The organism is Achromobacter insuavis (genome assembly GCF_902859645.1).
GTDB classification, from domain to species: domain Bacteria; phylum Pseudomonadota; class Gammaproteobacteria; order Burkholderiales; family Burkholderiaceae_B; genus Achromobacter; species Achromobacter insuavis.
On sequence record NZ_CADIJR010000002.1, the window covers coordinates 144,848 to 170,236 of the forward strand.

24 protein-coding genes are annotated in these 25,389 nt (G+C 67.1%); 2 read left to right on the forward strand and 22 right to left on the reverse strand.

Going from position 1 to position 25,389, the window contains the following annotated elements; translation table 11 throughout:
* Positions 1 to 8: 8 nt before the first annotated feature.
* Genes bamB through ndk form a run of 7 tightly spaced genes read right to left on the reverse strand, consistent with a single transcriptional unit; the run spans position 9 to position 6,578 of the window.
* Positions 9 to 1,166 (reverse strand): outer membrane protein assembly factor BamB, encoded by a 1,158-nt coding sequence (bamB, locus tag H0523_RS02720; RefSeq protein WP_054434285.1) that lies wholly within the window; start codon positions 1,164 to 1,166, stop codon positions 9 to 11.
* A gap of 5 nt (positions 1,167 to 1,171) precedes the next feature.
* Positions 1,172 to 1,810, reverse strand: coding sequence for a YfgM family protein (locus H0523_RS02725; protein ID WP_006393977.1), 639 nt, complete (start codon positions 1,808 to 1,810; stop codon positions 1,172 to 1,174).
* 3 nt (positions 1,811 to 1,813) lie between these two features.
* Positions 1,814 to 3,103 carry a histidine--tRNA ligase gene (hisS, locus tag H0523_RS02730; RefSeq protein WP_156333298.1) on the reverse strand — a complete coding sequence of 430 codons (1,290 nt, stop codon included), beginning with the start codon at positions 3,101 to 3,103 and terminating at the stop codon, positions 1,814 to 1,816.
* A gap of 55 nt (positions 3,104 to 3,158) precedes the next feature.
* Positions 3,159 to 4,445: a flavodoxin-dependent (E)-4-hydroxy-3-methylbut-2-enyl-diphosphate synthase gene (gene ispG, locus H0523_RS02735; protein WP_054434282.1), complete on the reverse strand. Its 1,287-nt coding sequence runs from the start codon at positions 4,443 to 4,445 to the stop codon at positions 3,159 to 3,161.
* Positions 4,446 to 4,460: 15 nt separating this feature from the next.
* Entirely contained in the window at positions 4,461 to 4,961 is a 501-nt protein-coding gene (locus tag H0523_RS02740; protein WP_054434280.1) for a helix-turn-helix domain-containing protein, read from the reverse strand.
* A complete protein-coding gene (gene rlmN / locus H0523_RS02745) occupies positions 4,958 to 6,112 on the reverse strand; it encodes a dual-specificity RNA methyltransferase RlmN (RefSeq protein WP_054434278.1) in 1,155 nt (384 codons plus the stop codon). The genes H0523_RS02740 and rlmN overlap by 4 nt, the downstream gene beginning before the upstream one ends.
* A 40-nt stretch (positions 6,113 to 6,152) precedes the next feature.
* Positions 6,153 to 6,578 (reverse strand): nucleoside-diphosphate kinase, encoded by a 426-nt coding sequence (ndk, locus tag H0523_RS02750; protein WP_006393972.1) that lies wholly within the window; start codon positions 6,576 to 6,578, stop codon positions 6,153 to 6,155.
* Positions 6,579 to 7,013: 435 nt separating this feature from the next.
* Here ndk and H0523_RS02755 point away from each other — a divergent pair, with 435 nt between their 5' ends.
* Positions 7,014 to 9,908 (forward strand): valine--tRNA ligase, encoded by a 2,895-nt coding sequence (locus H0523_RS02755; protein ID WP_054434274.1) that lies wholly within the window; start codon positions 7,014 to 7,016, stop codon positions 9,906 to 9,908.
* A 100-nt stretch (positions 9,909 to 10,008) separates the two neighbouring features.
* Here the strand turns inward: H0523_RS02755 and H0523_RS02760 are convergent, their stop codons facing one another.
* The 8 genes from H0523_RS02760 to rpsP form a co-directional block, all read right to left on the reverse strand.
* Positions 10,009 to 11,298, reverse strand: a complete 1,290-nt coding sequence (locus tag H0523_RS02760; protein WP_054434272.1) for an NAD(P)/FAD-dependent oxidoreductase — start codon at positions 11,296 to 11,298, stop codon at positions 10,009 to 10,011.
* Between the two features lie 9 nt (positions 11,299 to 11,307).
* Positions 11,308 to 12,039, reverse strand: a complete 732-nt coding sequence (locus H0523_RS02765; protein ID WP_054434270.1) for an amino acid ABC transporter ATP-binding protein — start codon at positions 12,037 to 12,039, stop codon at positions 11,308 to 11,310.
* On the reverse strand, positions 12,036 to 12,689 hold the full coding sequence (locus tag H0523_RS02770) for an amino acid ABC transporter permease (protein WP_054417795.1): 654 nt from the start codon (positions 12,687 to 12,689) through the stop codon (positions 12,036 to 12,038). Before H0523_RS02770 ends, H0523_RS02765 begins: the two co-directional genes overlap by 4 nt.
* 119 nt (positions 12,690 to 12,808) lie before the next feature.
* Entirely contained in the window at positions 12,809 to 13,561 is a 753-nt protein-coding gene (locus H0523_RS02775) for an ABC transporter substrate-binding protein (protein WP_049075200.1), read from the reverse strand.
* A gap of 90 nt (positions 13,562 to 13,651) precedes the next feature.
* Positions 13,652 to 14,326: a helix-turn-helix domain-containing protein gene (locus H0523_RS02780; protein WP_054434268.1), complete on the reverse strand. Its 675-nt coding sequence runs from the start codon at positions 14,324 to 14,326 to the stop codon at positions 13,652 to 13,654.
* Positions 14,327 to 14,580: 254 nt separating this feature from the next.
* A complete protein-coding gene (gene trmD / locus H0523_RS02785) occupies positions 14,581 to 15,399 on the reverse strand; it encodes a tRNA (guanosine(37)-N1)-methyltransferase TrmD (protein ID WP_054434266.1) in 819 nt (272 codons plus the stop codon).
* Positions 15,399 to 16,016, reverse strand: a complete 618-nt coding sequence (gene rimM / locus H0523_RS02790) for a ribosome maturation factor RimM (RefSeq protein WP_054434264.1) — start codon at positions 16,014 to 16,016, stop codon at positions 15,399 to 15,401. The genes trmD and rimM overlap by 1 nt, the downstream gene beginning before the upstream one ends.
* Before the next feature lie 67 nt (positions 16,017 to 16,083).
* Positions 16,084 to 16,344, reverse strand: a complete 261-nt coding sequence (gene rpsP, locus H0523_RS02795; RefSeq protein WP_006387841.1) for a 30S ribosomal protein S16 — start codon at positions 16,342 to 16,344, stop codon at positions 16,084 to 16,086.
* Between the two features lie 491 nt (positions 16,345 to 16,835).
* Between rpsP and H0523_RS02800 the strand changes: the two genes are divergently transcribed.
* A complete protein-coding gene (locus tag H0523_RS02800; RefSeq protein WP_054434262.1) occupies positions 16,836 to 17,417 on the forward strand; it encodes a hypothetical protein in 582 nt (193 codons plus the stop codon).
* 83 nt (positions 17,418 to 17,500) lie between these two features.
* Here H0523_RS02800 and H0523_RS02805 read toward each other — a convergent pair whose 3' ends face one another.
* From H0523_RS02805 to panD, 7 genes are all read right to left on the reverse strand, one after another.
* Positions 17,501 to 17,770: a sulfurtransferase TusA family protein gene (locus tag H0523_RS02805; RefSeq protein ID WP_054434261.1), complete on the reverse strand. Its 270-nt coding sequence runs from the start codon at positions 17,768 to 17,770 to the stop codon at positions 17,501 to 17,503.
* Positions 17,757 to 20,381, reverse strand: coding sequence for an alanine--tRNA ligase (alaS, locus tag H0523_RS02810; RefSeq protein WP_054434259.1), 2,625 nt, complete (start codon positions 20,379 to 20,381; stop codon positions 17,757 to 17,759). The genes H0523_RS02805 and alaS overlap by 14 nt, the downstream gene beginning before the upstream one ends.
* Before the next feature lie 33 nt (positions 20,382 to 20,414).
* Complete coding sequence (locus H0523_RS02815; RefSeq protein WP_054434313.1) at positions 20,415 to 20,852, reverse strand: TrbG/VirB9 family P-type conjugative transfer protein; 438 nt, start codon at positions 20,850 to 20,852, stop codon at positions 20,415 to 20,417.
* 246 nt (positions 20,853 to 21,098) lie between these two features.
* The gene (locus H0523_RS02820; RefSeq protein WP_054434257.1) at positions 21,099 to 22,439 is read right to left on the reverse strand and encodes an extracellular solute-binding protein; all 1,341 of its coding nucleotides are present in this window, start codon (positions 22,437 to 22,439) and stop codon (positions 21,099 to 21,101) included.
* 4 nt (positions 22,440 to 22,443) lie between these two features.
* A complete protein-coding gene (locus H0523_RS02825) occupies positions 22,444 to 23,700 on the reverse strand; it encodes a D-amino acid dehydrogenase (RefSeq protein WP_006393956.1) in 1,257 nt (418 codons plus the stop codon).
* A 195-nt stretch (positions 23,701 to 23,895) separates the two neighbouring features.
* Entirely contained in the window at positions 23,896 to 24,942 is a 1,047-nt protein-coding gene (locus H0523_RS02830; protein WP_054434256.1) for a CDP-6-deoxy-delta-3,4-glucoseen reductase, read from the reverse strand.
* A 55-nt stretch (positions 24,943 to 24,997) separates the two neighbouring features.
* Positions 24,998 to 25,366 (reverse strand): aspartate 1-decarboxylase, encoded by a 369-nt coding sequence (panD, locus tag H0523_RS02835; RefSeq protein ID WP_006393954.1) that lies wholly within the window; start codon positions 25,364 to 25,366, stop codon positions 24,998 to 25,000.
* Between the last annotated feature and the right edge of the window lie 23 nt (positions 25,367 to 25,389).

Genomic DNA, 25,389 nt, shown 5'->3' on the forward strand with positions numbered 1-25,389 from the left:
TTGAGGGTTTAGTTGGTGCCGATCAGGACGAGATTGCCATTGCCCGTCTGGACCAGCACACCTTGGGAAGTCGTCTGCGGCGGCGAAACGATGGCACCGCCGCCCACCGACAGGCGCGCCATCAGGCTGCCGTCGCTGCGCGACAGGAAATGCACATAGCCGTCCAGGTCGCCGACCGCGAGCGCGCCGCCCAGCAGGGCCGGCACGGTGAGCTGGCGGTTCTTCAGCGCAGCCTGCTTCCAGACGTTGCCGCCGTTGTCCAGCGCGAAGGCGTTGACCACGCTGTTCTGGTCGGCCGAGTAGGCAAAGCGCTGGTCCAGGGTCATGCCGCTGACGCTGGAGAAGTCCTTGGCCCAGATCGGACGGCCGCCGGCCGTGACGTCAAAGCACACGATACGCCCTTGGTAGGCCACCGCGCAAAGCAGGTTACCGGCGATGCGGGGCGCGCCGACCACGTCGGTCAGGCGTTCCAGGTCGCTGGCGCCGCGCGGGGTGGCGACGGTGCCTTCCCATTGCACGTTGCCGCTGTCGGAGGCGATGGCCATCATCTTGCCGCCGGGCAGGCCGGTGATGACGAGGCCTTCGGCCAGCACCATCTGCGCGGCGCTACGCAGGGCCAGCGCCGGGCCGGGGCGCTGCACGCTCCAGAGACGCTCGCCGTTGTTGGCGTCGAAGGCCTGGATGCGGTAGTCGCCGCTGCGGACCACGACGATGCCATAGCCCACCACCGGCGGGATGTTGACGTCGCTGGTGGCGCGCACCTTCCATTTGACCTTGCCGCTGTCATCAAAGGCGACCACGTCGCCATCGGGCGAGGCCACGGCCGTGGTGGTGCCATCGCTGCCGGCGCCCGCGGTCAGCTTGACGCCGGCCTGCGACTTCCAGATGGGACGGCCGCTTTGCAGGTCGAACTTGCCGACCGAGCCATCGGGCGTGGCGGCGTAGATGGCGTTTTCCAGCACCGTGGGCGCAAAGCCCAGGCCGGAACCGCTGCCGATCGAGGTCGACCAGACCTGGCGCACCGACATGCCGGCCTTGTACTCGGTCAGGGGAGCGGGGTCGTAACGGCCGTCGTCATGGGAAAACAGGCCGCAACCGCCGAGGGCGAGCACGCCCGTCAGGCAAACCGCGCCACGCCACGTCCGGCCAAAGGCAAATTTACGCATTACAGTCACGCTCCGCTCAGGGCATCCAGTTTCAGTTGCACAACCTGGGTCAGCGGATTCGCCGTGCCCAGGCCATCAATGGCGCTTTGCCATGCCGCACGCGCATCCTCGCGCTTGCCTTGCGCCGCGAGGATATCGCCACGGCGGTCGGCGAACAAGGCGGCGAACGCGGCCGGGGCGTTGTTCAGCTGCCCCAGCGCGGCATCGTATTGCTTCTGGTCGAGCAAGAGGCCCGCCAGGCGCAGCCGGGCGACGGCCTGCATGGACGGGTTCTTGGTCTGGCCGGCCAGCCATTCGAGCTGCTGGCGGGCGCCGTCGACGTCCTTCTGGGCCTGCAGCGCCTGGGCCGCCACCAGCGCGCCACGGGTGGCGTAGCCGGTCGAGCCGTACTGGTCGCGCAGGGTCGCCGCGGCGGCCTTGATGCGCACCGACGAATCGGCGCCGCCCAGGCGGGCCGCGTCTTCGAGCGCCTCGAAATAACCCATGGCCTGGTTCGCCTTGTGCGACTGGTAGGCCTTCGAGCCCCACCAGCCGCCCCAGGCCACCGCCACGGCGGCCACCAGCGACAGCACCAGCGTGCCGTAGCGGGCCCACCACGCCTTGATTGCGTCGAGTTTTTCCTGTTCTTCCAGATCGTATGCCATGCCCTAACCCTTGAGATTCTTCAATACGTCGGCCAAGCCCGCCAACGGGACTTGCTGCTGCGCGGCATCGCCTTGGGCGTCGGCGCGCAGGAATTTGATGCTGGCGGTCTGCGAAGCCACTTCATCGGCGCCAAGGATAACCGCAACGCGGGCGCCGCTGGCGTCCGCGCGCTTGAATTGGGACTTGAAGCTGGCGGCGCCGGCGTGCACCACCACCGACAGGCCTGCATCGCGCAGGTCTTCGCCAACCCGGGCGGCCAGGCGCTGCGCGTCCTCGCCCTGGTGCACGACGTAGACGTCGCACTCGGCCGGGGCGTCGACCTGCACGCTCTGTTCCCACAGGTCCAGCAGGCGCTCCATGCCGATGGCGAAACCGACGGCCGGCGCGGCCTTGCCGCCCAGCAGTTCGATCAGGCCGTCGTAGCGGCCGCCGCCGCACACCGTGCCCTGGGAACCCAGGCGGTCGGTGACCCATTCGAAGACGGTCAGGTTGTAGTAGTCGAGCCCGCGCACCAGGCGCGGGTTGAGGCGGTATTCGATGCCGGCGTCGGTCAGGCGCTGGCACACGCCGTCGAAGTGGGCGCGCGACTCCTCGCCCAGGAAGTCGAACAGGCGCGGCGCGCTGTCGGCCATTTCCTGCATGGCGGGGTTCTTGGTGTCGAGCACGCGCAGCGGGTTGGTGTACAGGCGGCGCTTGCCGTCCTCGTCGAGGATGTCGACGTGCTTTTCCAGGTGCGCGATCAGGGCGGCGCGGTGCGCGGCGCGCTCGGCCGGCTGGCCCAGCGAGTTCAGTTCGAGGCGCACGTCGGTCAGGCCCAGCAGCTTCCACAGGCGGGCCAGCATGACGATCAGCTCGGCGTCCACATCGGGACCGGCGAAGCCCAGGGCCTCGACGTCGATCTGGTGGAACTGGCGGTAGCGGCCGCGCTGCGGGCGCTCGTGGCGGAACACCGGACCGATCGAGTAGACGCGCTGCGGGCGGTCGTACAGCAGATTGTGCTCGATCGAGGCGCGCACGATGCCGGCGGTCATCTCGGGCCGCATGGTCAGCGATTCGCCGTTGAGCGCATCGGTGAACGTGTACATCTCTTTTTCGACGATGTCGGTCACTTCGCCGATGCCGCGCGTGAACAGGCGCGTATGCTCAAGCACGGGCGTACGCACATTGCGATAGCCATAGCCGCGCAGCCAGCCGCGCACGATTTCCTCGAATTGCTCCCAGCGGGCGCTGGGCCCTGGCAGCAGGTCATTCATGCCGCGGATGGCGGCGACTTTCTGGAAAGCTTGAGTCATCTTGATCATGCCGCCCCGCGCGCTGGCAAGCGCGCCTCGCGGCCACACCCTTTCTTTAATGAGAGGCGAGCGCGCCATAGCGGCGCGCCACGTAGTCTTCAACGATGGCCTGGAATTCTTCGGCGATATGGTCGCCCTTCAGGGTGACCGTGCGCTCGCCGTCGACGAACACCGGCGCGGCCGGCACCTCGCCGGTGCCCGGCAGGCTGATGCCGATATCCGCGTGGCGGCTTTCGCCAGGCCCGTTGACCACACAGCCCATGACCGCGACGTTCATGCTTTCGACGCCGGGGTACTGGGCGCGCCACACCGGCATCTGCCGGCGCAGGTAGGACTGGATGCTATCGGCCAGTTCCTGGAAGAACGTGCTGCTGGTGCGGCCGCAACCGGGGCAGGCCACCACCATGGGCGTGAACGCGCGCAGGCCCATGGTCTGCAGGATTTCCTGCGCCACCACGGCTTCGCGGCCGCGGTCGCCGCCGGGTTCCGGCGTCAGCGAAATGCGGATGGTGTCGCCGATGCCCTGCTGCAGCAGCACGGCCAGCGCGGCGGTCGAGGCGACGATGCCCTTGCTGCCCATGCCGGCCTCGGTCAGGCCCAGATGCAGCGGATAGTCGCAACGCGCCGACAGGTCGCGGTAGACCGTGATCAGGTCCTGCACGTGGCTGACCTTGCACGACAGGATGATGGCGTCGCGGCGCAGGCCGAGTTCCTCGGCGCGCTGGGCGTTGGTGATGGCGGACACCACCAGCGCGTCGCGCATCACCGCCTGCGCTTCCCAGGGCTGGGCGCGGCGGCTGTTCTCGTCCATCTTGCGCGCCATCAGCTCGTGATCCAGGCTGCCCCAGTTCACGCCGATGCGCACCGGCTTGTCGTAGCGACAAGCCACCTCGATCATCTGGGCGAAGTTGTCGTCACGACGCTTGCCGCCGCCCATGTTGCCGGGGTTGATGCGGTACTTGGACAGCGCCTGGGCGCAGTCCGGGAATTGCGTCAGCAGCTTGTGGCCGTTGTAGTGGAAGTCGCCCACCAGCGGCACATCCACGCCCATGCGGTCGAGCTGCTCGCGGATCGCCATGACTTCCTTGGCGGCCTCGGGCGTATTGACGGTGATGCGCACCATCTCGGAACCGGCCAGCGCCAGTTCCTTGACCTGGATCGCCGTGGCGATGGCGTCGGCGGTGTCGGTGTTGGTCATGGACTGGACCACCACCGGCGCGTCGCCGCCGATCATGACCGTGCGGTCGCCCCACTTCACCGCCACCGAACGCGTGACGCGGCGGGAAGCCGCGCCCACTGAGGGCGGCGGCGCATCCTGGCAAGGCAGAGAGGAATCTTGCATCGGCTAAACCGGTATTTACTTGGACAGCTTGGGGAGCCAGTCGAACGCCAGCCATTGCTGCGGCAGCCAGCCCTGCCAGAAGGCGTAGGCGACGCCGGCGGCCAGCACCAGAACGATGGCGATCAGCCAGCCCCAGGAGGTCGAGGACGCGCGATCGTCATCCGCGCTCGACTGGGGAATGGAGTGCGCGGAATGCAGCGCGCCCGGGCTCAGCTTGACCGGGCCGGTGACGCGGGCCTTGGGATCGAGCGAATCGACGATGGCCTGGGAATCGGCGCCCAGCATGCGGGCGTAATTGCGGATCAGACCGCGCAGCGAGACGCCGGTGGGCAGCTCGCCCCACTGTTCGTTCTCGAGAGCCTCGATCTGCTTGGCCGAAAACTTGATGCGGCTGGACACTTCCTCGAGCGACCAGCCCTTGGACTGGCGCAGCGTGCGCAGCGCCGAGCCCACCTTGCCCGAACCCCCTGCGCCCGCGGGCGTTTCTGAAACTGCAGAAGCGATATCCTGCGTCATGCATGCACCTGTCTAATTGGTATGGTCTGGCGCTGCGCGGCGTTCCGTTCGGTAATCCGGGTACGGTCGCGCACTTCTCCGGCCAGTTGACCACAAGCGGCATCGATATCGTCCCCCCGGGTCTTGCGGACCGTCGTGATGATGCCGGCGTCCATCAGACGCTGGGCGAACACCTTGACGCGGGCCGTGGGCGAACGCTTCAGGCCGGACGCGGGGAAGGGATTGAACGGGATCAGATTGAGCTTGCAGCGGATCTGGCGTGCGATGTTTATCAGTTCCTTGGCGTGCTGGTCGGTATCGTTGATGCCGTCCAGCATGCAGTATTCAAACGTGATGAAGTCGCGCGGCGCGAAAGCCAGGTAGCGTTCGCACGCGGCCAGCAACTCCTTCAACGGGTACTTCTTGTTCAGCGGCACCAGCTCGTCGCGCAGCGCGTCATTGGGCGCGTGCAGCGACACGGCCAGTGCCACCGGACAGTCCTGCGACAGACGGTCCATCATGGGCACCACGCCCGAGGTCGACACCGTGACGCGGCGCCGCGACAGGCCGTAGGCGTTGTCGTCGAGCATCAGACGCAGGGCCGGCAGGACCTGGTCGTAGTTGAGCAGGGGCTCGCCCATGCCCATCATGACCACGTTGCTGATGACGCGGGTGTCTTCGGTGGCGCGGGCGCTTTCCAGGCGCGCGGTGCCGATGTCGGCCTCCAGCACGCGCTTGGCCCACCACAGCTGGCCGATGATCTCGCTGGTCTTGAGGTTGCGGTTGAACCCCTGGTGCCCGGTCGAGCAGAAACGGCAGTTCACCACGCAGCCGGCCTGGCTGGAGATGCACAACGTGCCGCGGTCGTCTTCGGGGATGAAGACGGTTTCGATGGCGTTGCCCTGCCCCACGTCGAACAGCCACTTGCGGGTGCCGTCGGACGAGCGTTGCTCGGTGTTGACGGCCAGCGCCTCGATGACGCAACGCGACGCCAGCTGGCCGCGGAAATCGCGGGCCAGGTCGGTCATGGCGTCGAACGAATCGGCGCCGCGCTGGTGCATCCAGCGCTGCAGCTGACGGGCGCGAAACGGCTTGCCGCCCCACTGCCCGACGAGTTCGGACAGGGCGGAGCCATCCAGCCCCAGCAGATTGATTCGTTCGACGGATTCCATGACCTGGTATTGCTATGACGCTAAAACGATTTCCGGAAAATCAACGGCTGTGGATGTTGATTTCGGGGAAGAAGAAAGCCACTTCGACAGCGGCCGTTTCCGGCGCGTCCGAGCCGTGCACGGCGTTGGCGTCGATGCTGTCGGCGAAGTCGGCGCGGATCGTGCCCGGGGCGGCCTTCTTGGGGTCGGTGGCGCCCATCAGGTCGCGGTTCTTCAGGATGGCGTCCTCGCCTTCCAGCACTTGCACGAACACGGGACCGGAGATCATGAAGTCAACCAGGTCCTTGAAGAAGGGGCGTTCCTTGTGCACGGCGTAGAAACGCTCGGCGTCGGCGCGCGACAGCTGGGCCAGGCGGGCGGCGATGACCTTCAGGCCGGCTTGTTCGAAACGGCCGACGATCTGGCCGATGACGTTCTTGGCGACGGCGTCGGGCTTGATGATCGAGAGGGTACGTTGGATGGACATGAAAAACTCCGAAAACGGATTGCTGACTGGTTTCTATGATTGCCTGGCGTGGCCTGCGCTCGTTGGTGTCACCCTTCAAGCGGCATCGCGCCATGGGCGCGCAAGCGGCTCGGAACAGCTGCGTTGACAGCGCGTTCCGGGCCGTCCCGGCCGCCTGTGCCAAGGCGGGGATTCGACACTGCCTACCCTTCGGAGTGATCCCGGGGTTGCCCCCGGGGCCGTCCCGCCTCGAGTGCTTCGCTCGGTTCATTGTGCTGAAATTCGCAGCGTTTTTTCAATGAACTTTTGGCGAAACCTCAATGAATTCAGGGACTTCTAAAAGGTTTACAGTAACCCGGTATTCTAACACGCCGATACGACCGCATTACATCTTAAAATGAGCGGTTTGCTTGCCCGTTTTCATCGACCGGGCGCCCTGTCTGCCGGAACCCTGTAATGACTCAAGCCGCTCCCCCGAACGCCGCGCCCGCCGCGACCGACTCCCCGGAACTCTCCAAGAGCTTCGAACCCGCCGAACTCGAATCCCGCTGGTACGCCGAGTGGGACAAGCGCGGCTACTTCGCCGCGGGGTCGCACGTAAAAACGGGGACGGAATCGCAACCCTACGTCATCCAGTTCCCGCCGCCCAACGTGACGGGCACGCTGCACATGGGCCACGCGTTCAACCAGACCATCATGGATGGCCTGATCCGCTACCACCGCATGCTGGGCGACGACACCGTCTTCATTCCGGGGACGGACCACGCCGGCATCGCCACGCAGATCGTGGTTGAAAGACAGCTCGACGCCCAGAAGGTTTCGCGCCACGACCTCGGCCGTGAGAAATTCCTCGAGAAAGTGTGGGAATGGAAGGAAAAGTCGGGCAGCGCCATCACCGGCCAGGTGCGCCGGCTGGGCGCCTCGGCCGACTGGCCGCGCGAATACTTCACCATGGACGAACGCATGTCGCGCGGCGTGGTGGAGACCTTCGTGCGCCTGCATAAACAGGGCCTGATCTACCGCGGCAAACGCCTGGTCAACTGGGACCCCAAGCTGCTGACGGCGGTGTCCGACCTGGAAGTCCTGTCGGAAGAGACCGACGGCCACATGTGGCACATCCTCTACCCCTTCGTCGACGGTCCGCAGACCATCGTCGACAAGGACGGCCAGACGGTCACCCTGCGCGGCATGACCATCGCCACCACCCGCCCCGAGACCATGCTGGCCGACGGCGCGCTGTGCGTGCACCCCGAAGACCCGCGCTACAAGCACCTGGTCGGCAAGGAAGTCGAACTGCCGCTGTGCGACCGCAACATCCCCATCATCGCGGATGACTTCGTCGACCCCGAATTCGGCACCGGCTGCGTCAAGATCACCGGCGCGCACGACTTCAACGACTACGCCTGCGCGATGCGCCACGACCTGCCGCTGATCGTGATCTTCACGCTCGACGCGCACATCAACGAGAACGGCCCCAAGCAGTTCCAGGGCATGGAGCGCTACGAGGCCCGCAAGGCCGTGGTCGCCCAGCTGGAAGCCGAGGGCTACCTGGTCAAGGTCGAGCCGCACAAGATGATGCAGCCCAAGGGCGACCGCACCGGCGTCGTGCTCGAGCCCATGCTGACCGACCAGTGGTTCGTCGCCATGAGCAAGCCGGCCCCCGAGGGCACGCTCAACCCGGGCAAGAGCATCACCGAAGTGGCGCTGGAAGTCGTGGCCGACGGCCGCATCCAGTTCTACCCGGACAACTGGACCACCATCTACAACCAGTGGCTCAACAACATCCAGGACTGGTGCATTTCGCGCCAGCTGTGGTGGGGCCACCAGATTCCCGCGTGGTACGCGGAAGACGGCCAGGTGTTCGTCGCCCACGACGAAGCCGAAGCCATCCAGCAGGCCCGCGCCGCCGGCGTCACCGGCGAGCTCAAGCGCGATCCGGACGTGCTCGACACCTGGTTCTCGTCGGGCCTGGCGCCCTTCACCACGCTCGGCTGGCCCGACAAGACGCCCGACCTGGAACGTTACCTGCCGTCCAGCGTGCTGGTCACCGGTTTCGACATCATCTTCTTCTGGGTCGCGCGCATGGTCATGCTGACCACGCACCTGACCGGCCAGATCCCGTTCAAGCACGTCTACATGCACGGCCTGATCCGCGACGCCGACGGCCAGAAGATGAGCAAGTCCAAGGGCAACACGCTCGATCCGATCGACCTGATCGACGGCATCGACCTGGAAGGCCTGGTGGCCAAGCGCACCTACGGCCTGATGAACCCCAAGCAGGCCGGCGCCATCGAGAAGGCCACGCGCCGCCAGTACCCGGACGGCATCCCCGCCTTCGGCGCCGACGCGCTGCGCTTCACCATGGCCGCCTACGCGACCCTGGGCCGCAACATCAACTTCGACCTGAAGCGTTGCGAGGGCTACCGCAACTTCTGCAACAAGCTCTGGAACGCCACCCGTTTCGTGCTGATGAACACCGAAGGCCACGACCTGACCGGTCCGGACGCGGGCGAAACCTCGTTCGTCGACCGCTGGATCGTCAGCCAGCTGCAGGCGCTGGAAGCCGACGTGGCGCGCGGCTTTGCCGACTACCGCTTCGACAACATCGCCAACGCGCTGTACCGCTACGTCTGGGATGAATACTGCGACTGGTACCTGGAACTGGCCAAGGTGCAGATCCAGACCGGCACGCCGGCCCAGCAACTGGGCACGCGCCGCACGCTGATCCGCGTGCTCGAAGGCGTGCTGCGCCTGGCCCACCCGATCATTCCGTTCATCACGGAAGAACTGTGGCAGAAGGTCTCGGTGGTGGCCGGCAAGCGCCAGGAAGGCGTGGCCGACAGCGTCAGCGTGCAGCCGTTCCCGCAGGCCAACCCGGCCGCCGTGGACACCGCCGCCGAAGCCGACGTGGCCGAGCTCAAGGCCCAGGTCGAGGCCGTGCGCGCCCTGCGCGGCGAGATGAACCTGTCGCCGGCCCAGAAGGTGCCGCTGTGCGCCCAGGGCGATGCGCCCACGCTGACGCGCAACGCCCCCTACCTGGCCGCGCTGGCCAAGCTCAGCCAGGTCGACGTGCTGGACGTCCTGCCCGACGCCGGCGCGCCGGTGCAGGTGGTCGGCGCCAGCCGCCTGATGCTGCACGTCGAGATCGACGTCGCCGCCGAACGCGTGCGCCTGGACAAGGAAATCGCGCGCCTGGAAGGCGAGATCGCCAAGGCCAACGGCAAGCTGTCCAACGCCAGCTTCGTCGAACGCGCCCCGGCCGCCGTGGTCGAGCAGGAAAAGGCCCGCGTGGCGCAGTTCGGCGAGACGCTGCAGAAGGTGCGCGAACAGCGCGGCAAGCTGGGCAATTGATCGCCTGACCCGCCGCACGCAAAAAGCCCCGGACAGGTCCGGGGCTTTTTTTCGCGGGCATCTTGCCGATGCGCATCGCGTCGGCGGGTATCGCGCCGGCCTACACGCCGCCGTCCGTCATGCGGTACCACGTGACCACCGCATTGACGTACAGGCGCCGCAACCCATACAGCGGGAACGACCTCACCGGCGACAGCGGCACCGGCAGCGCCTTGGCGTCGCCGCTGACGAGGTATTGCGCCATGGCGCGGCCCATGCTGGTCTGCAGGCCCACGCCGCGCCCCTGGCAGCCGATGTCCACCAGCAGGCCGGGCTGCGGCTCGTGCAGGTGCGGCAGGTAGTCGCGGGTGATGGCCACGCGGCCGCACCAGCGATACTCGAACGGCGTGCCGGCCACCTGCGGGAACATCTTCACCATGACGCGCTCCAGGTGAGCCCAGTCCTGCGGCCCCTTGGGCTCGCGGAACGGCCCGCGCCCGCCCATCAGCAGGCGGCCCTGGTGGTCCAGCCGGAAATAGAGCAGCAGGTTGCGGGTGTCGGAGGTGACCTGTCCTTCCGGAAAGATGCCCGCGCGCAGGCGCTCCGGCAGCGGCGTGGTGGCGACCTGGAAGGTGTTGGCGTCGATGATCGAGGTCTTCAGGCCTGGCAGCAGGTCGGCGCCGTAGGCATTTGTGCACATCACCACGCGGTCGGCGGTCACGCTGGCGCCGCCGGCGGTGGTGGCGGTCCACTTGCCGCCGTCGCGCTTGAGCCCGGTGACGGGCGTGTCGGTGTGGATCACCGCCCCCGCGTTCAAGGCGGCCCGCGCCAGGCCGCGCGCATAGCTCAGCGGCTGCACCGCGCCCGCGCGCCGGTCGATCCAGCCGCCCAGATAGCGATCGGTGCCGATCAGGCGCGCCACCTCCGCCTTGTCCAGCGGTTGCGCGTCGGCGCCATGGCGCGCCCATTGCGCGGCGCGGGCGTGCGCCAGTTCCAGCGCCGCGGGGGTGTGTGCGCCCTGGATCCAGCCGCTGCGCACGTGCGGCACGTCCATTGCGTGCCGCTCGATCAGGTTGAACACCGAATCGGCGGTGGCGCCGGCGAAGCGCACCAGGCGCTCACCGCGTTCGCCGCCGAACATCGACACCAGCGCATCGGGATCGTATTTGAGGCCGGGAATGACCTGGCCGCCGTTGCGACCCGAGCCGCCGAAGCCGATCTCGCGCGCCTCCAGCAGCACCACCCGCACGCCCTGCTCGGCCAGGTGCAGCGCGGTGCTCAGGCCGGCATAGCCGCCGCCCACCACCAGCACGTCGGCCTGCGCGGACTGCGTCAGCGGCTGCGTGTCCGGCGGCGCCGCCGCGGTGGCGGCCCAGAGCGACGGGGAAAGTGGAAACGGCGTCTGCGACATGATGGTTCCTCACATGGGATGCAGCACGCGGCGCAGGAAATCCTGCGTGCGCGGGTGCTGCGGGTGATTCAGCACTTCACGGGCGGCGCCCTGCTCCACCATCACGCCACCGTCAAAGAACATGACGCGATCGGCGACCTCGCGCGCGAAGCTCATCTCGTGCGTCACGACAACCATGGTCATGCCGGCCTCGGCCAGCTTGCGCATCACGCCCAGCACGTCGCCCACCAGTTCGGGGTCGAGCGCCGAGGTCGGTTCGTCGAACAGGATCGCCTTCGGCTGCATCGCCAGCGCCCGCGCGATCGCCACGCGCTGCTGCTGGCCGCCGGACAGCTGCGGCGGATGGGCGTCGGCCTTGTCGGCCAGGCCGACGCTGGCGAGCAATTCACGGCCGCGTTCGAACGCTTGCGCGCGCGGCTCGCCCTTCACGTAGATCGGCCCTTCCACCACGTTTTCCAGCGCGGTGCGGTGCGGGAACAGGTTGAAGCGCTGGAACACCATCGCCACCTGCGTGCGGATGGAAACGATAGAGGCCGCATCGCAGTCCACCAGCTCGCCATCCACGGTGATGCGGCCGGCGTTGTAGCGTTCCAGCCCGTTGATGCAGCGCAGGATGGTGGACTTGCCCGAGCCGGACGGCCCGATCACGCACACGACCTCGCCCTTGCTGACCTCGGCATCGATGCCCTTGAGCACCTCCAGCGACCCGAAGCTCTTGCGCACGCCCTTGAGTTCGATCATTTGGCGGCACTCCTCTTTTCCAGATGCCGCACCAGCAGGATCAGCGGCACGCACATCACCAGATACATCAGCGCCACCAGCGAGAACACGGTGGCGTTCTTGAACGTCGACACGGCGATCAGCTTGCCCTGCAGGGCGAGCTCGGCCACCGTGATGGTGGAGGCCTGCGACGAGTCCTTGAGCATCATGATCATGATGTTGCCGTAGGGCGGCAGCACGATCTTGACGGCCTGCGGCAGCACCACGCGGCGCATGGTCATGCTCCAGCTCATGCCCATCGCCATGGCCGCCTCGATCTGGCCGCGGTCGATGGCCTCGATGCCGGCGCGGAAGTTCTCGGCCTGGTAGGCCGAGTAGGCAATGCCCAGGCCGATGATCGCGGCCTGCACCGCCGTCAGCGCGATGCCCATGTCCGGCATCACGAAGTAGATGTAGAACAGCAGCACGATGATCGGGATGCCGCGCAGCAGGTTGATCACGCCCGCGCTGAACTTGGACAGGTATTTGTTGCCGGAGACCCGCATCAGCGCCCACACCAGTCCCAACACCGTGGACAGGACCAGCGACCCGAGCGTCACCAGGATGGTGAGCTTGGCCCCCTGCAACAGGATCGGCAGGTATTCCGCCGCGTCTTTGAAGAATTCCGTCATGACTCGATTCACCCCAACTGGGCCGCCTCCGGAAACCCGGGTCGCGGCCGGTCCGCGCGCCAGGGCGCGCAGTCCGGGCGGACGCCTGTCGCGGCGCCGCGCCCGCCATCAAACGGGCGTCAGCCGCCCAGCCCCCACTTCTTCAGGATCTGGTCGATGGCGCCATCGGCCTTCAGCTTGGCCAGCGCCTTGTTGATGCGTTCGAGCAAGGCGGTATCGTCCTTGCGCGTGGCCAGGCCCAGGCTGCCCATGACGGTGGGCTGGTAGGACTGCGCCATCTTCAGGTTGGGATAATTGCCCTGGGTCAGGATGTACGCGGCGATCGGGTAGTCCATGAAGCCGCCCTGGATGCGGCCGGCATTGGCGTCGCGCATCATGTCCGGCGGGTTGTCGTAGAGCTTCACTTCCTTGAACACGCCGCTCTTCTGGATCGGCTCGACGAAGGCGGTGCCGACCTGCACGCCGACCGTCATGCCCTGCATGTCGGCGAAGGACTTGTATTCCTTGTTGTCGCTCTTGAGCACCATCAGGCCTTCGCCATAGCGATAGACCGGCTCCGAGAAACTCACTACCTGCTGGCGCTGCGGCGTGATGAACATGGCCGCCGAGACGATGTCGATGCGCTTGGAGGTCAGCGAGCCGATCAGCGCTGAAAACGCCATGGGTTCGATCTGCACCTCGAAACCGGCCTCCTTGCCGACCGCCTTGACGATGTCGACCATCACCCCCTCGATGGAATTGGTCTTGGTGTCGAGAAAGGTGAACGGACTGCCGGTGGGCGTGGACCCCACCTTCAACACCGTCTGGGCCTGCGCGGCCGTGGCCGTGGACAATGCTGCGAATACAGAGACAACCAGAGTCTTGAATTTCATGACATTTCCTCATCTAGGCAAAGAGTTCCGGAACGTGCCCGGAAGGCGGATGATCCCCAGTGTCATCGCGCCCATTCACTGCCCGCGCGCTCAAGGCGGCGGTTGCGTCACATCCCCCGCGGCTTGATTGATATTCGAGATGGCCCAGATGACCTCGGTCGCCTGCAAGCCGGGATTGCGCCAGCGCCGCGGCGTGCTGCTGGCATAGCAGAAGCTGTCGCCTTCCTTGAGCAGCACGACGCGGTCGCCCACCCAGAGTTCGAGCGTGCCCTTGAGCACCACGCCGATCTGCTCGCCCTGCCCGGTCACGAACAGCTCGTTGCCGGTCGAGCCGCCAGGCTCGATGGTGGCGCGGCACAGGTCCATGCTGCGGCACGCGGGCGGCGTGTACATCTCCTTGACGATGCCCTTCTCGCGCAGGTCGATGTAGCGGTGCGTGCCGGCGCGGGCGACGCGGCCGCCGTCCTCGCCTTCGGTGTGTTCGGCGTTGCGCAGCAAGGCGTTGACCGACACCCCGAACTCGCGCGCCAGCTGGTGCAGCGTCTTGACCGACGCCGAGCTCAGGCCGCGCTCGATCTGGCTTAGCAGGCCCACCGACATGGCGCAGGCCTGCGCCACGTCCGCCAGTGAGCGGCCGTGCTGCTTGCGCAATTGGCGCAGTTGCTGGCCCAGCCACATGTCGACGGCGGATTCGGGACGGCCCGCCGCCAGCGCTGGCCTGGACAGCGCGTCGGCATCACGCGGCACGGGAGAGGATCGGCTCATATGAAAATTTCATTTTTATGTAATTTTCAATACTAAGGAGCGAGGCGAGCCGCTACAACCTAGGAGCATCCCTAGGCCGCCTGGGTCCTGGAAAAAGGGAAAAGACTTGCGGACAAGGTCCGCACGACGGATGGCAAGACGGCGGGAGGCGCTCTTGGAACCTGGACAGATAGGGGCGGTCGCGGACTATCGCGCGCCGGATCGAAGCGCGGGATTTGCGGCCTGGCGCGAAGCCGGCAGATGCGCCGGCCGGCTCAGGAAGCCTTGGGTTTGGATCCGCGGCGGCGCTTGGCGGGCAGCGGCGGCAACGGCTCGCCGGCCAGCTCGGCCAGGAAGCGCTCGTCGGCCAGCGACAGCCAGCCCTGGGCGCGGGCCGATTCGATCAGCTCGGGACGCCGCGCAACGGTCAATGCCAGCGAGCGTTCCCGGCGCCAGCGCGAGATGTTGGCATGGTGGCCGCTGAGCAGCGGCGCCGGCACGGGCGCGCCCTCGTAGACTTCGGGGCGCGTGTAATGCGGGCTGTCCAGCAGGCCGGACAGCGTGTCGTTGAAGGAGTCCTGCAACGCGGAGTCGCCGTCGTTCAGCACGCCCGGCAACAGGCGCACCGCGGCGTCGATCACGGCGAGCGCCGCGATCTCACCGCCGGACAACACGAAGTCGCCCAGCGAGATTTCGTGCGTGACGCAGCGCTCGATGAAGCGCTGGTCGACGCCTTCGTAGCGACCGCAGATGAGAATCAGGCCGTCGCTGGCGGCCAGCGCCTCGGCGCCGGCCTGGTCGTAACGCTTGCCCACGGGCGCGAGCAGCGCCACCGGGGCCGGCCCCAGGCCTTGGGCCGCGCGCGCCGCCTGGGCGGCATTGACGGCGGCTTCCAGCGGAGCCGCCATCATCACCATGCCGGGGCCGCCGCCATAAGGGCGGTCGTCCACGGTACGGTGGGGATCACTGGTGAAATCACGCGGATTCCAGGCATGCAGGGCCCACCGGCCCTGGGCATGGGCCCGGCCGGTGACGCCCAGGTCGCGCACCACCCCGAACATCTCGGGAAAGAGTGTCACGACATCGATGCGCATCAGAGATCCGCGGGCCAGTCGCTATCGATGCGGCGCGCGGCCAGATCGACGGCTTGGATGTGCGCGCGCACGAACGGAACGAGCATTTCGGCGGGCTTTCCCTTGGCGTTCAGGAGAGGTTCGGGGCCGTCGGCTCCGACCTTCTGGCACAAGACTTTCAAGACGGCGTGAGCGCCGTTATCCAGGACCTCGTCCACCACGCCGATGAGCGCGGCATCGCCATTCGCCGTGGTGTACAGCGAACAGCCAATGAGATCGACCCAGTAGTATTCGTCTTCTTCGGGCGCGGGGAAGGAACCCCGCGGCGCCTGCACGGAAAAACCGCGCAGCGCTTCGGCCTGGTCACGGTCGGCGATGCCGGCCAGCTGGGCCACCACGGTGGCCCCCTGCGAACGGACTTGCACGACCTTGTATGCGACAGGCGCAGACGCGACAGCGCCCCGCGCCAATTCAGGCACAGGGCGAGTCAACCACCATTGAGAAGCTGAGAGCAGCACTTCGGCATTGGCCGAATGCGGCTGCACCTTGACCCAGCCTTTCACACCGTAGGCCGCACTGATGCGACCCAGCTCGATCAAGTCCGCAGGCGCCGCGTTGGAATGTGCGGCATCAGACATGTATCGGGCTATCGGTTTCGTACAGCGTAGCTAGAAACTAGCAGGGTTCAGGCGTGCGACGCGGGCATTAAGCCGCGGCGGAAACCTTGGCCGAGTAGTCCTTGACCAGGCGCTCGACGGCCGGCGACAGCTGGGCGCCGTTGCTGGTCCAGTGTTGCACGCGATCCAGCGCGATGCGCAGGTTTTCCGCGCCTTCGTTGCCGACGGGGTTGTAGAAACCCACGCGCTCGATGAAACGGCCGTCGCGACGGTTACGCGAATCGGTGGCCACCAGGTTGTAGAACGGACGCTTCTTGGACCCACCGCGGGCCAGGCGAATCACCACCATAGGTAATCCCTTGAATTAGTTGTGAAAAACGGGAAATTCTAGCACTTAAACAAGCCGGCTGGCAAATGCCCGTGCTGAATATCGGGAGACGCGGCGTGATTTATACGCGAAAACACCACATATGCACCACATACGGGTATTCTACAAAATCCGGGCCGGAGCCCGCCGCAGACAGAGTGTAGCCCGTCACGGGCCGCTGTGCCGCGCCGAGGCGCAGGAAGATCGCCCGGCGGCGTTTCCATCCGGAACGCGCCGCCGGACCGGCGCCCTTGGCAAGTGCGTGTGAAGCATTTCCCCGATTGGAGAGATCGGAATGTCATCCTGCGCCACATCCGCAAGCCCGCCTCCCCTGGCCGCGCCGCAACGGCGCCGCCCTTCTCCGCCCTCGCGTCCCCCGCGCCTGCGCAAACGTCCCCGGTTTCTCGGCGACTGATCGCACCCCTTTTTTCCCGCGTTTTCCCCCAACTTCCTCTACCGGAGGGTGCTGCACCATGAAGAACCGTAAAACTGTCTTCACCCCTGTCGCGCGCCTGGCGGCAACAGGGCTGCTGGCGGGCATGCTGGCGCTGCCGATGGCGGCCCAGGCCCGGGTGGTCGGCGCCGCGCTGACCACCGCCACCGGCAAGGTCACCGCGGTGGACCCCGCCACCCGCACCATCACCCTGCAGGGCGCCAACGGCAATGTGGTGGATGTCCAGGCGGGCCCGGAAGTGCGCAATTTCAAGCAGATCAAGCCGGGCGACTCGCTGACGCTGGACTATTACGAGTCGGTGGCCGTCGATGTGCGCCCGGCCGGCTCGGGCGCCCCCGAAGTGGTCACCCAGACCGCTGGCACGCGCAGCGCCAAGGGAGCCAAGCCGGGCGGCGCGGTCGGGCGGCAGACCACCATCACCGCCGAGATCTGGCACATCAACAAGAGCGCCAATCTCGTCACCCTGAAGGGCCCGCAGGGCGCGCTGCGCACGATCCAGGTGCAGGATCCGGCAATGCAGGCGCGCCTGGCGAAACTGAAGGAAGGCGATCTGGTGGACTTCACCATCACGCAGGCGGTGGCGGCGGCCATCCATAAATAGACGGCGCGGCGCGCAGACGCGCGCCATCGCGCCAAACAAAAAGGCCAGCCCGGAAAGGCTGGCCTTTTTCATGGAGCGCCGGATCAGCGGCGGCGCAGGTAATGCACGCCGCGACCATCGGCCTCGTGTTGCGCGACCAGCACGTTGCCGGTCTGGCGGGCGAACGCCTGGAAGTCGCGGATGGCGTTGCGGTCGGTGGTCAGGACGCGCAGCACCTGGCCGCTTTCCATCTGCGCCAGGGCCTTCTTGGCGCGCAGGATCGGCAACGGGCAGGTCAGGCCGCTGGCGTCGACGTCCTGGTCGAAGGACGGCGCCGGCACGGCCGGCGCGGCGTCCAGATCAGAGGCGCTCATCGACCCACTTCTGCACGCTGGCGATCGCGGCGGGCAATGCCGCCAGATCGGTGCCGCCGCCCATGGCCATGTCCGGACGGCCGCCGCCCTTGCCGCCCACCTGGCTGGCGACGAAGCCCACCAGGTCGCCGGCCTTGATGCGGTTGGTCAGGTCGGCCGTGACGCCGCCGACGACGCTGATCTTGCCGTCGGCCGAGCCGGTGGCCAGCAGCACCACGGCGGGCTTGAGGCGGTCCTTCAGGTTGTCGACCATGCCGCGCAGGGCCTTGGGATCGACGTCGCCGATGCTGGCGGCCAGCAGCTTGATGCCCTTGACCTCGACGGCCGCGGAGCTGGCCAGGTCGTTGCCGGCGCTGGCGGCGAGCTTGCTGCGCGACTGCTCCAGGTCTTTTTCGAGCTGCTTGACCTGGTCCTGCACCTGCGAGATGCGGGCCGGCAGGTCGGCGGGCGTGCTGCGCAGCATGCCGGCCACCTGGGCCAGCAAGGCGCTCTGGTTCTGCACCCAGGCCAGGGCGTTGTCGCCCGTAATGGCCTCGATACGGCGCACGCCGGCGGCCACGCCGCCTTCGGACACGATCTTGAACAGGCCGATGTCGCCGGTGCGGCCGACGTGGGTGCCGCCGCACAGTTCGCGCGAGAAGCCGATGTCGAGCACGCGCACGGTGTCGCCGTACTTTTCGCCGAACAGCGCCATGGCGCCGCCCTTGACGGCGTCATCGTAGGCCATGACCTGGGCCACGGTGGGCTGGTTGGCGAGGATCTCGGCGTTGACGATGGCCTCGACGCGGGCGATCTGCTCGGCCGTCAGGGGCGCGTCCTGCGCGAAGTCGAAACGGGTCTTGTCGGGATCGACCAGCGAGCCGCGCTGCTGCACGTGCGCGCCCAGCACCTGGCGCAGAGCCTTGTGCATCAGGTGGGTGGCCGAGTGGTTGCGCACGGTGCGGGCGCGGCGCACCGCGTCCACGCGCGCCAGCACGGTGTCGCCCACCGCCAGCTTGCCCTCTTCGAGCGTGCCGTGATGGCCGAACACGCCCGATTGGATCTTGAGCGTGTCGCCCACGGCGAAGCGCACGCCGGCGGCCTCGAGCAGGCCGGTGTCGCCGACCTGGCCGCCGGACTCGGCGTAGAACGGGGTGGCGTCCAGCACCACCACGGCGCTCTGGCCGGCCTGCACCTGTTGCACCTGGGTGCCGTCGACGTACAGGGCCGTGACCTTGACGTTGTCGAGTTCGAGCTTCTCGTAGCCCTCGAAGCGCGTTTCCGCGCCTTCGTAGCTCAGGCCCTCGGCCATCTTGAACTTGCCGGCGGCGCGCGCCTGGTCGCGTTGGCGTTCCATGGCGACTTCGAAGCCGGCCATGTCGACGTCGACTTCGCGTTCGCGGCAGATGTCGGCGGTCAGGTCGACCGGGAAGCCGTAGGTGTCGTACAGCGTGAACAGCGTGGTGCCGTCCAGCTGGCCGCCCTTGGGCACGTTGGCCAGCGCGCCGTCGAGGATGCGCATGCCGTGTTCCAGCGTTTCGCCGAAGCGTTCTTCTTCCTGCTTGAGCACCTGCGCCACGCGCTCGGCGGTGGCGGCCAGCTCGGGATAGGCCTCGCCCATCTCGGCGACCAGGTCGGGCACCAGGCGGTGGAAGAACGGCTTGGTCTGGCCCAGCTTGTAGCCATGGCGCAGCGCGCGGCGCACGATGCGGCGCAGCACGTAGCCGCGGCCTTCGTTGCTGGGGATGACGCCGTCGACGATCAGGAACGAGCAGGCGCGGATGTGGTCGGCGATGACCTTGAGCGAATTGTTTTCCAGGTCCTTGATGCCGGTTTCGCGCGCGGCGGCGGCGATCAGGTGCTGGAACAGGTCGATTTCGTAGTTGGAGTGGACGTGCTGCAGCACGGCCGCGATGCGCTCCAGGCCCATGCCGGTATCGACACAGGGGCGCGGCAGGCGCGGCATGTTGCCGGCGGCGTCGCGCTCGAACTGCATGAACACCAGGTTCCAGATCTCGATGTAGCGGTCGCCGTCTTCCTCGGGCGATCCCGGGGGGCCGCCCCAGATCTCGGGGCCGTGGTCGTAGAAGATTTCCGAGCACGGGCCGCAGGGACCGGTGTCGGCCATCTGCCAGAAGTTGTCCGACGCGTAGCGGGCGCCCTTGTTGTCGCCGATGCGGATGATGCGCTCGGTCGGCACGCCGACTTCCTTGGCCCAGATGTCATAGGCCTCGTCGTCTTCCTGGTAGACGGTGACCCAGAGCTTGTCGGCGGGCAGCTTGTAGACCTGCGTCAGCAGTTCCCAGGCGTACTGGATGGCGTCGCGCTTGAAGTAGTCGCCGAAGCTGAAATTGCCCAGCATTTCGAAGAACGTATGGTGGCGGGCGGTGTAGCCCACGTTCTCCAGGTCGTTGTGCTTGCCGCCGGCGCGCACGCTGCGCTGCGACGACGTGGCGCGCGTGTACGACCGCGATTCCTTGCCCGTGAAGACGTCCTTGAACTGGACCATGCCCGAATTGGTGAAAAGCAGGGTCGGATCGTTGCCCGGCACGAGCGACGACGAAGGGACGATGGTGTGTCCCTTGGACTTGAAGAATTGCAGGAACTGCTGGCGAATCTCGGAGGATTTCATCGTGGATGAAGCAGAATTTAGGCGAATCTTTGATTATAGAGGGTTGTCGGCGCCTTGCACCGTCGGGGACGACCCGCAGGCGCCGCGGCCTTCCCGGGGCAGGCACGACGCGCGGCGCGCCCGCGCCGCCAGGCGGCCGCCGCGGAACGCCAGGTCGTCCCAGCGGCCGGCCAACACCACGTAGGGATCGCGCCGCGCATAAGGCAGGACCCGCTCGCCGGCGGCATCGACGCCAAAAATGGCCGGCACCGGCTGGCCCGGCGCGAATTGCAGCCAGGTTTCGCGGCCGTCGTCGAACACCTGCATCGGCGCCACCGCCGGATCGCCGGACAGCCGCCAATCGAAATCGTACGCCCGCGACGCGGCCCCGGCCGCCCGCCAGGACGCGCCGGCGGCCGGCCGCGCGGACGGCCACGCCGCGCATCCGGCCAGGCCCGCCAGCCCCGCCGCCAGGAAGAATCTTCGTATCATCCGCGCCACCTTCGCAAAGACGGCGGCCCGGAAGCGGGCCGCAACGCCATCATGGTGCAGGCGCGCGGGCAATCCTCACAGATCGGCATGTACGCAGGGAGCAATCGATCCCGCTCACGCCGGCGCCACGCAACCGCGCCGCCCCCCCCTCCCCGCCGGCCGCGCCCATGAAAAAAAGCCCGGTTCGGAAACCGGGCTTTCGGGGAGCCAGGCGGCGCCGCGGCGCCTGCCTGGCGAGGCCTGCGATCAGCGCTGCGTGGCGATGGCGCGGGCCTGGTTGGCGGCGTTGTTCAGGGCCGACACCGGCGGCGTCTTGCCTTCCAGCGCGTCGTTGAGCTGCTGGTTGAACACGGGCTCGATGCGGTCGTAGTTGGCCATGCGGAAGCCGCGGCTGTTGGCGACCGGGCGGGTGCTCATCGAGGCCACCACGGCTTGCGCGCCGGGGATGCTCTTGTAGAACGACACGTCCGAGGCGCGGAACGCGGCTTCGGTCAGCGGCAGGTAGCCGGTGCGCTGGTGCCATTCCGCCGCGATCACGGGCTTGGACAGCCAGGCCAGGAACTGCGCCGTGGCCTTTTCCTCGTCCTTCGGACGGCCATCCAGCGCCCACAGGGCCGAACCGCTCACGAAGGGCTGGCCGCCGGTCTGGGTGGCCTGGTCGTAGTAAGGCAGCGGCGCCACGCCGAAGGCCAGCGACTTGGTGTTCAGGAACTGGCCGAACGAACCCGAGTTGCCGGTCAGCACCGCGCACTCGCCCTTGGCGAACAACTTGTCTGCGCTGTTGTCGGCGGTGTGCGCCATGAACAGCAGCGAACGCTTCCAGCTGACCATCAGCGAGATGTGGCGCATGTAGAGCGTGTCGAACTGCATCGCCGGCGCCGCGCTCTTCTTGGTGACCGCGTCCAGGCCGTTGTTGTTGCTGGTGTACAGCTGGTTGTTCACCGGCGCCAGGTTTTCCAGGTGGACCGAGACCTGGTCGCTGGAGGCGTAGGGACAGTCGAGGTCGGCGACGTCGCGCAGCTTCAGCAGCTCGGCCTGCAGGCCGGTCCAGGTGCGGGCGGGCTTGTTGGGATCGAGGCCGGCTTTCTTGTAGGCGGCGGTGTTGTAGAACATCACCGGCACTTCGGCCATCCACGGGAAGGCCAGCAGGCGGCCCTTGCCGTCGCGGATGAAGCTGCTGGTGGCCGGCACGAACCAGTTCAGGTCCTTGATCGGATACTTGGCCAGCAATTCGTACATCGGCAGGATGGCCTTGTGTTCGGCCACGACTTCCGGCGAGTGGTTGTCGTTCAGCTGCACCAGGTTGGGGGCCTTCTTGGCCTTGACCGCGGCGGTGGCTTCCTGCTGCAGTTGCGCCTGCGAGGCGAAGGCGCGCAGGGTCACTTTGACCTGGTCCTGCTCCTTGTTGTACTGCTTGGCCAGCTTTTCGAATTCGGCCTTGTTGGCGTCCGGCAGCGTGTGCCAGACCTGGATTTCGACGGGCGCGGCATGGACCGCGCCCGCGACCGCCATGGCGGCGCCAAAGACCCATGTGCGCCGGCTGGCGAACATCGCGCGGGCAATGCCCGCCAATTGCAATTTCTTCATAGGTTCATAGACCAAGAAAAGGGAATTCCGGTTCTGGACGACGTCCGCTCAGCAGGTCGGCCAGTGCCCGGCCCGAGCCGACGCCCATCGTCCAGCCGAGAGTACCGTGTCCGGTATTGATATACAAATTGGGAATGTGACTGCGGCCGATGATGGGCACGTTCGAGGGAGTGGACGGGCGCAGGCCCGACCAATAGCTGACGCGCTCGAAATCGAGCGCGTCGGGAAAGAGTTCGCGGGCCAGCCGCGTCATGGCTTCGCAGCGGCCGGTGTTCAGGCCGCGCGAATAGCCGGACAGCTCGGCCGTGCCGGCCATGCGCAGGCGATCGCCCAGGCGCGAGAACACCACCTTGTGGCTGCTGTCGGTCAGGCTGACCGTGGGCGCGCCGCCGGGGTTCAGGACCGGGAAGGTGGCCGAATAGCCCTTGGCCGGATAGACGTTGCACGGGATGCCGAGCGGACGCAGCAGCGACGGGCTGAAGCTGCCCATGGCCACCACGTAGGCGTCGGCCGCCAGGGTGCCGTAGCGGCCGTCGGGCTCGATCAGTTCGACGCCGCTGACGGCGCCGGCCTGGGTGATGAGCCGGGTGACGCGGGTGCTGTAGCGGAATTCGACGCCGGCGCGCGCGCAGCGCTCGGCCAGCGCGACGGTGAACAGGTGCACGTCGCCGCTTTCGTCCTCGGGGGTGTAGTCGCCGCCGACGATGGTGTTGCGATGCGGCGCCAGGGCCGGCTCGATGGCGATGACCTCGTCCGTGGACACGACGCGGCGCTCAACGCCGAAGTCGCGCATCAGGCCCGCGGCGCGCTGCGAGTTCTCGAATTCGTGCTGGTCGCGGTAGAAATTCAGGATGCCGCGCTCGAGGTGGTCGTATTCGATGCCCAGCTCGGCGCGCATGCCGCGCAGCGTGGCGCGGCTGTATTCGGCCATGCGGACCATGGCGCGGATGTTCGGCGCCAGCCGGCCCGGCAGGCATTCGCGCAGGAAGGCCAGGCCCCACATCCACTGGCGCCAGTCCAGCTGCGGGCGGAACAGCAGCGGCGCGTTGTCCTGGAACATCCACTTGAGCAGTTTCAGGGGCGCCTGAGGATTGGCCCACGGCTCGGCGTAGGAGACGGAGATCTGCGCGCCGTTGGCCAGGCTGGTTTCCTGGGCGGGTCCGGTGCAGCGGTCGATGACCACGACGTCGTGGCCCGCCTGGCTGAGCCACCAGGCGCTGGAGATTCCGATGATGCCGCTACCCAATACCGCTACTTTCATGCCCGCATTGCTCCCTGCCGGCCCACTGAGCCCGCGGACACGATGCCCGCGTCCCGTGGCAAGCCGCTGCCAAGATGACACCGCAGTTTACCCCGCCGCCCCGCCCCCGCCTACGGCCGACTCCATCAAAAAAAGGGAAGGAACCCGCCGTGGCCGGATTCCTTCCCTTTCGGATCATGCGCCGCCCTGCTGGATTCAGGTCGCGGCCTTCGCCTGGTCGGCCTCGGACGTGAAGGCGTCGGCGTAGAACTCTTCCGGCGGCAGGCCGCGCTGGGCGCTGAATTCGCGCCGCGCGGCGTCGACCATGGGAGGCGCGCCGCAGGCGTAGACCTGGTGGCCCGACATGTCGGGGATGTCCTGCAGCACGGCCTCGTGGACGAAGCCGTCGCGGCCGTTCCAGCCGTCTTCCTCGAGCGCGTTCGACACCACCGGCACGTAGCGGAAGTCCGGCAGGTCGCGGGCCCACGACTGCGCCAGTTCATCCATGTACAGGTCGCGCGGGCGGCGGCCGCCCCAGTACAGCGAGACCGGACGGCGGATGTTCTTGTGGATCATGTGCTCGACGATGGCCTTGACCGGCGCGAAGCCGGTGCCGCTGGCCAGCAGGATGACCGGCTTGTCGCTGTCTTCACGCAGGAAGAACGAACCGAACGGGCCTTCCAGGCGCAGGATCTCGCGCTCTTTCATCTGGGTGTCGCCGGCGCCGAACACGTGGTCGGTGAAGACGCCGCCCGGCATGTGACGGATGTGCAGTTCCAGCGGGCTGCCGGTGTGCGGCGCGCCTGCCATGGAATAGCTGCGGCGGCGGCCGTCCTTGAGGATGACCTCGATGTACTGGCCGGCGTAATAGCGGAACTGCTCCGAGGCGGGCAATTGCAGCTTGAGCACGGTCACGTCCGGCGCCGCGCGCTCCATGGTCTGCACGCGCGAAGGCAGCTTGCGGATCTGGATGTCGCTGGCCAGGCGCACTTCGGTGGACTCGACCACCAGGTCGGACGCGGGCCGGGCCTGACAGAACAGGGTGTAGCCGTCGGCCAGTTCCTCGGGCGAGAGGATCTGCGCGGGGTACTGGCCGGCGTCGAACTCCCCGGACACCACTTTGCCCTTGCAAGTGGAGCAGGCGCCGTTGCGGCAGCTGTAGGGCAGCACGATGCCCGCGGCCAGGGCGCCGTCGAGCACGGTCTGGCCGGGCTCGACCGGGAATTGATGCTTGCTGGGTTGAATGATGACCTGGAAGCTCATGATGAAACGGATCAGGGTTGACGGCGCGCCACGCGGCGCGCCGCCCGGCCCGGCCTCAGGCCGGGAACTTGCGGATTTCCTTGACGCGGTTGGCGTCGTCCACCAGCACGACCTGCGGCTTGTGGGTGGCGGATTGCTCTTCCGACATCGGACCGTAGGTGCAGATGATCATCAGGTCGCCGACCTGCGCCCGGCGCGCGGCCGCGCCATTGAGCGAGATGATGCCGCTGCCGCGGGCCGCCTTGATGATGTAGGTATCGAAGCGTTCGCCATTGTTGATGTTGTAGAGCTCGATGCGTTCGAACTCGCGCATGCCGGCAGCGTCCAGCAGGTCTTCGTCGATGCCGCAAGAACCCTCGTAGTGGAGGTCGGCTTCGGTGACCGTGACGCGGTGCAGCTTTGCCCGCAGCATGATGCGTTGCATGATGGGAATATCCTGGTTTCGCG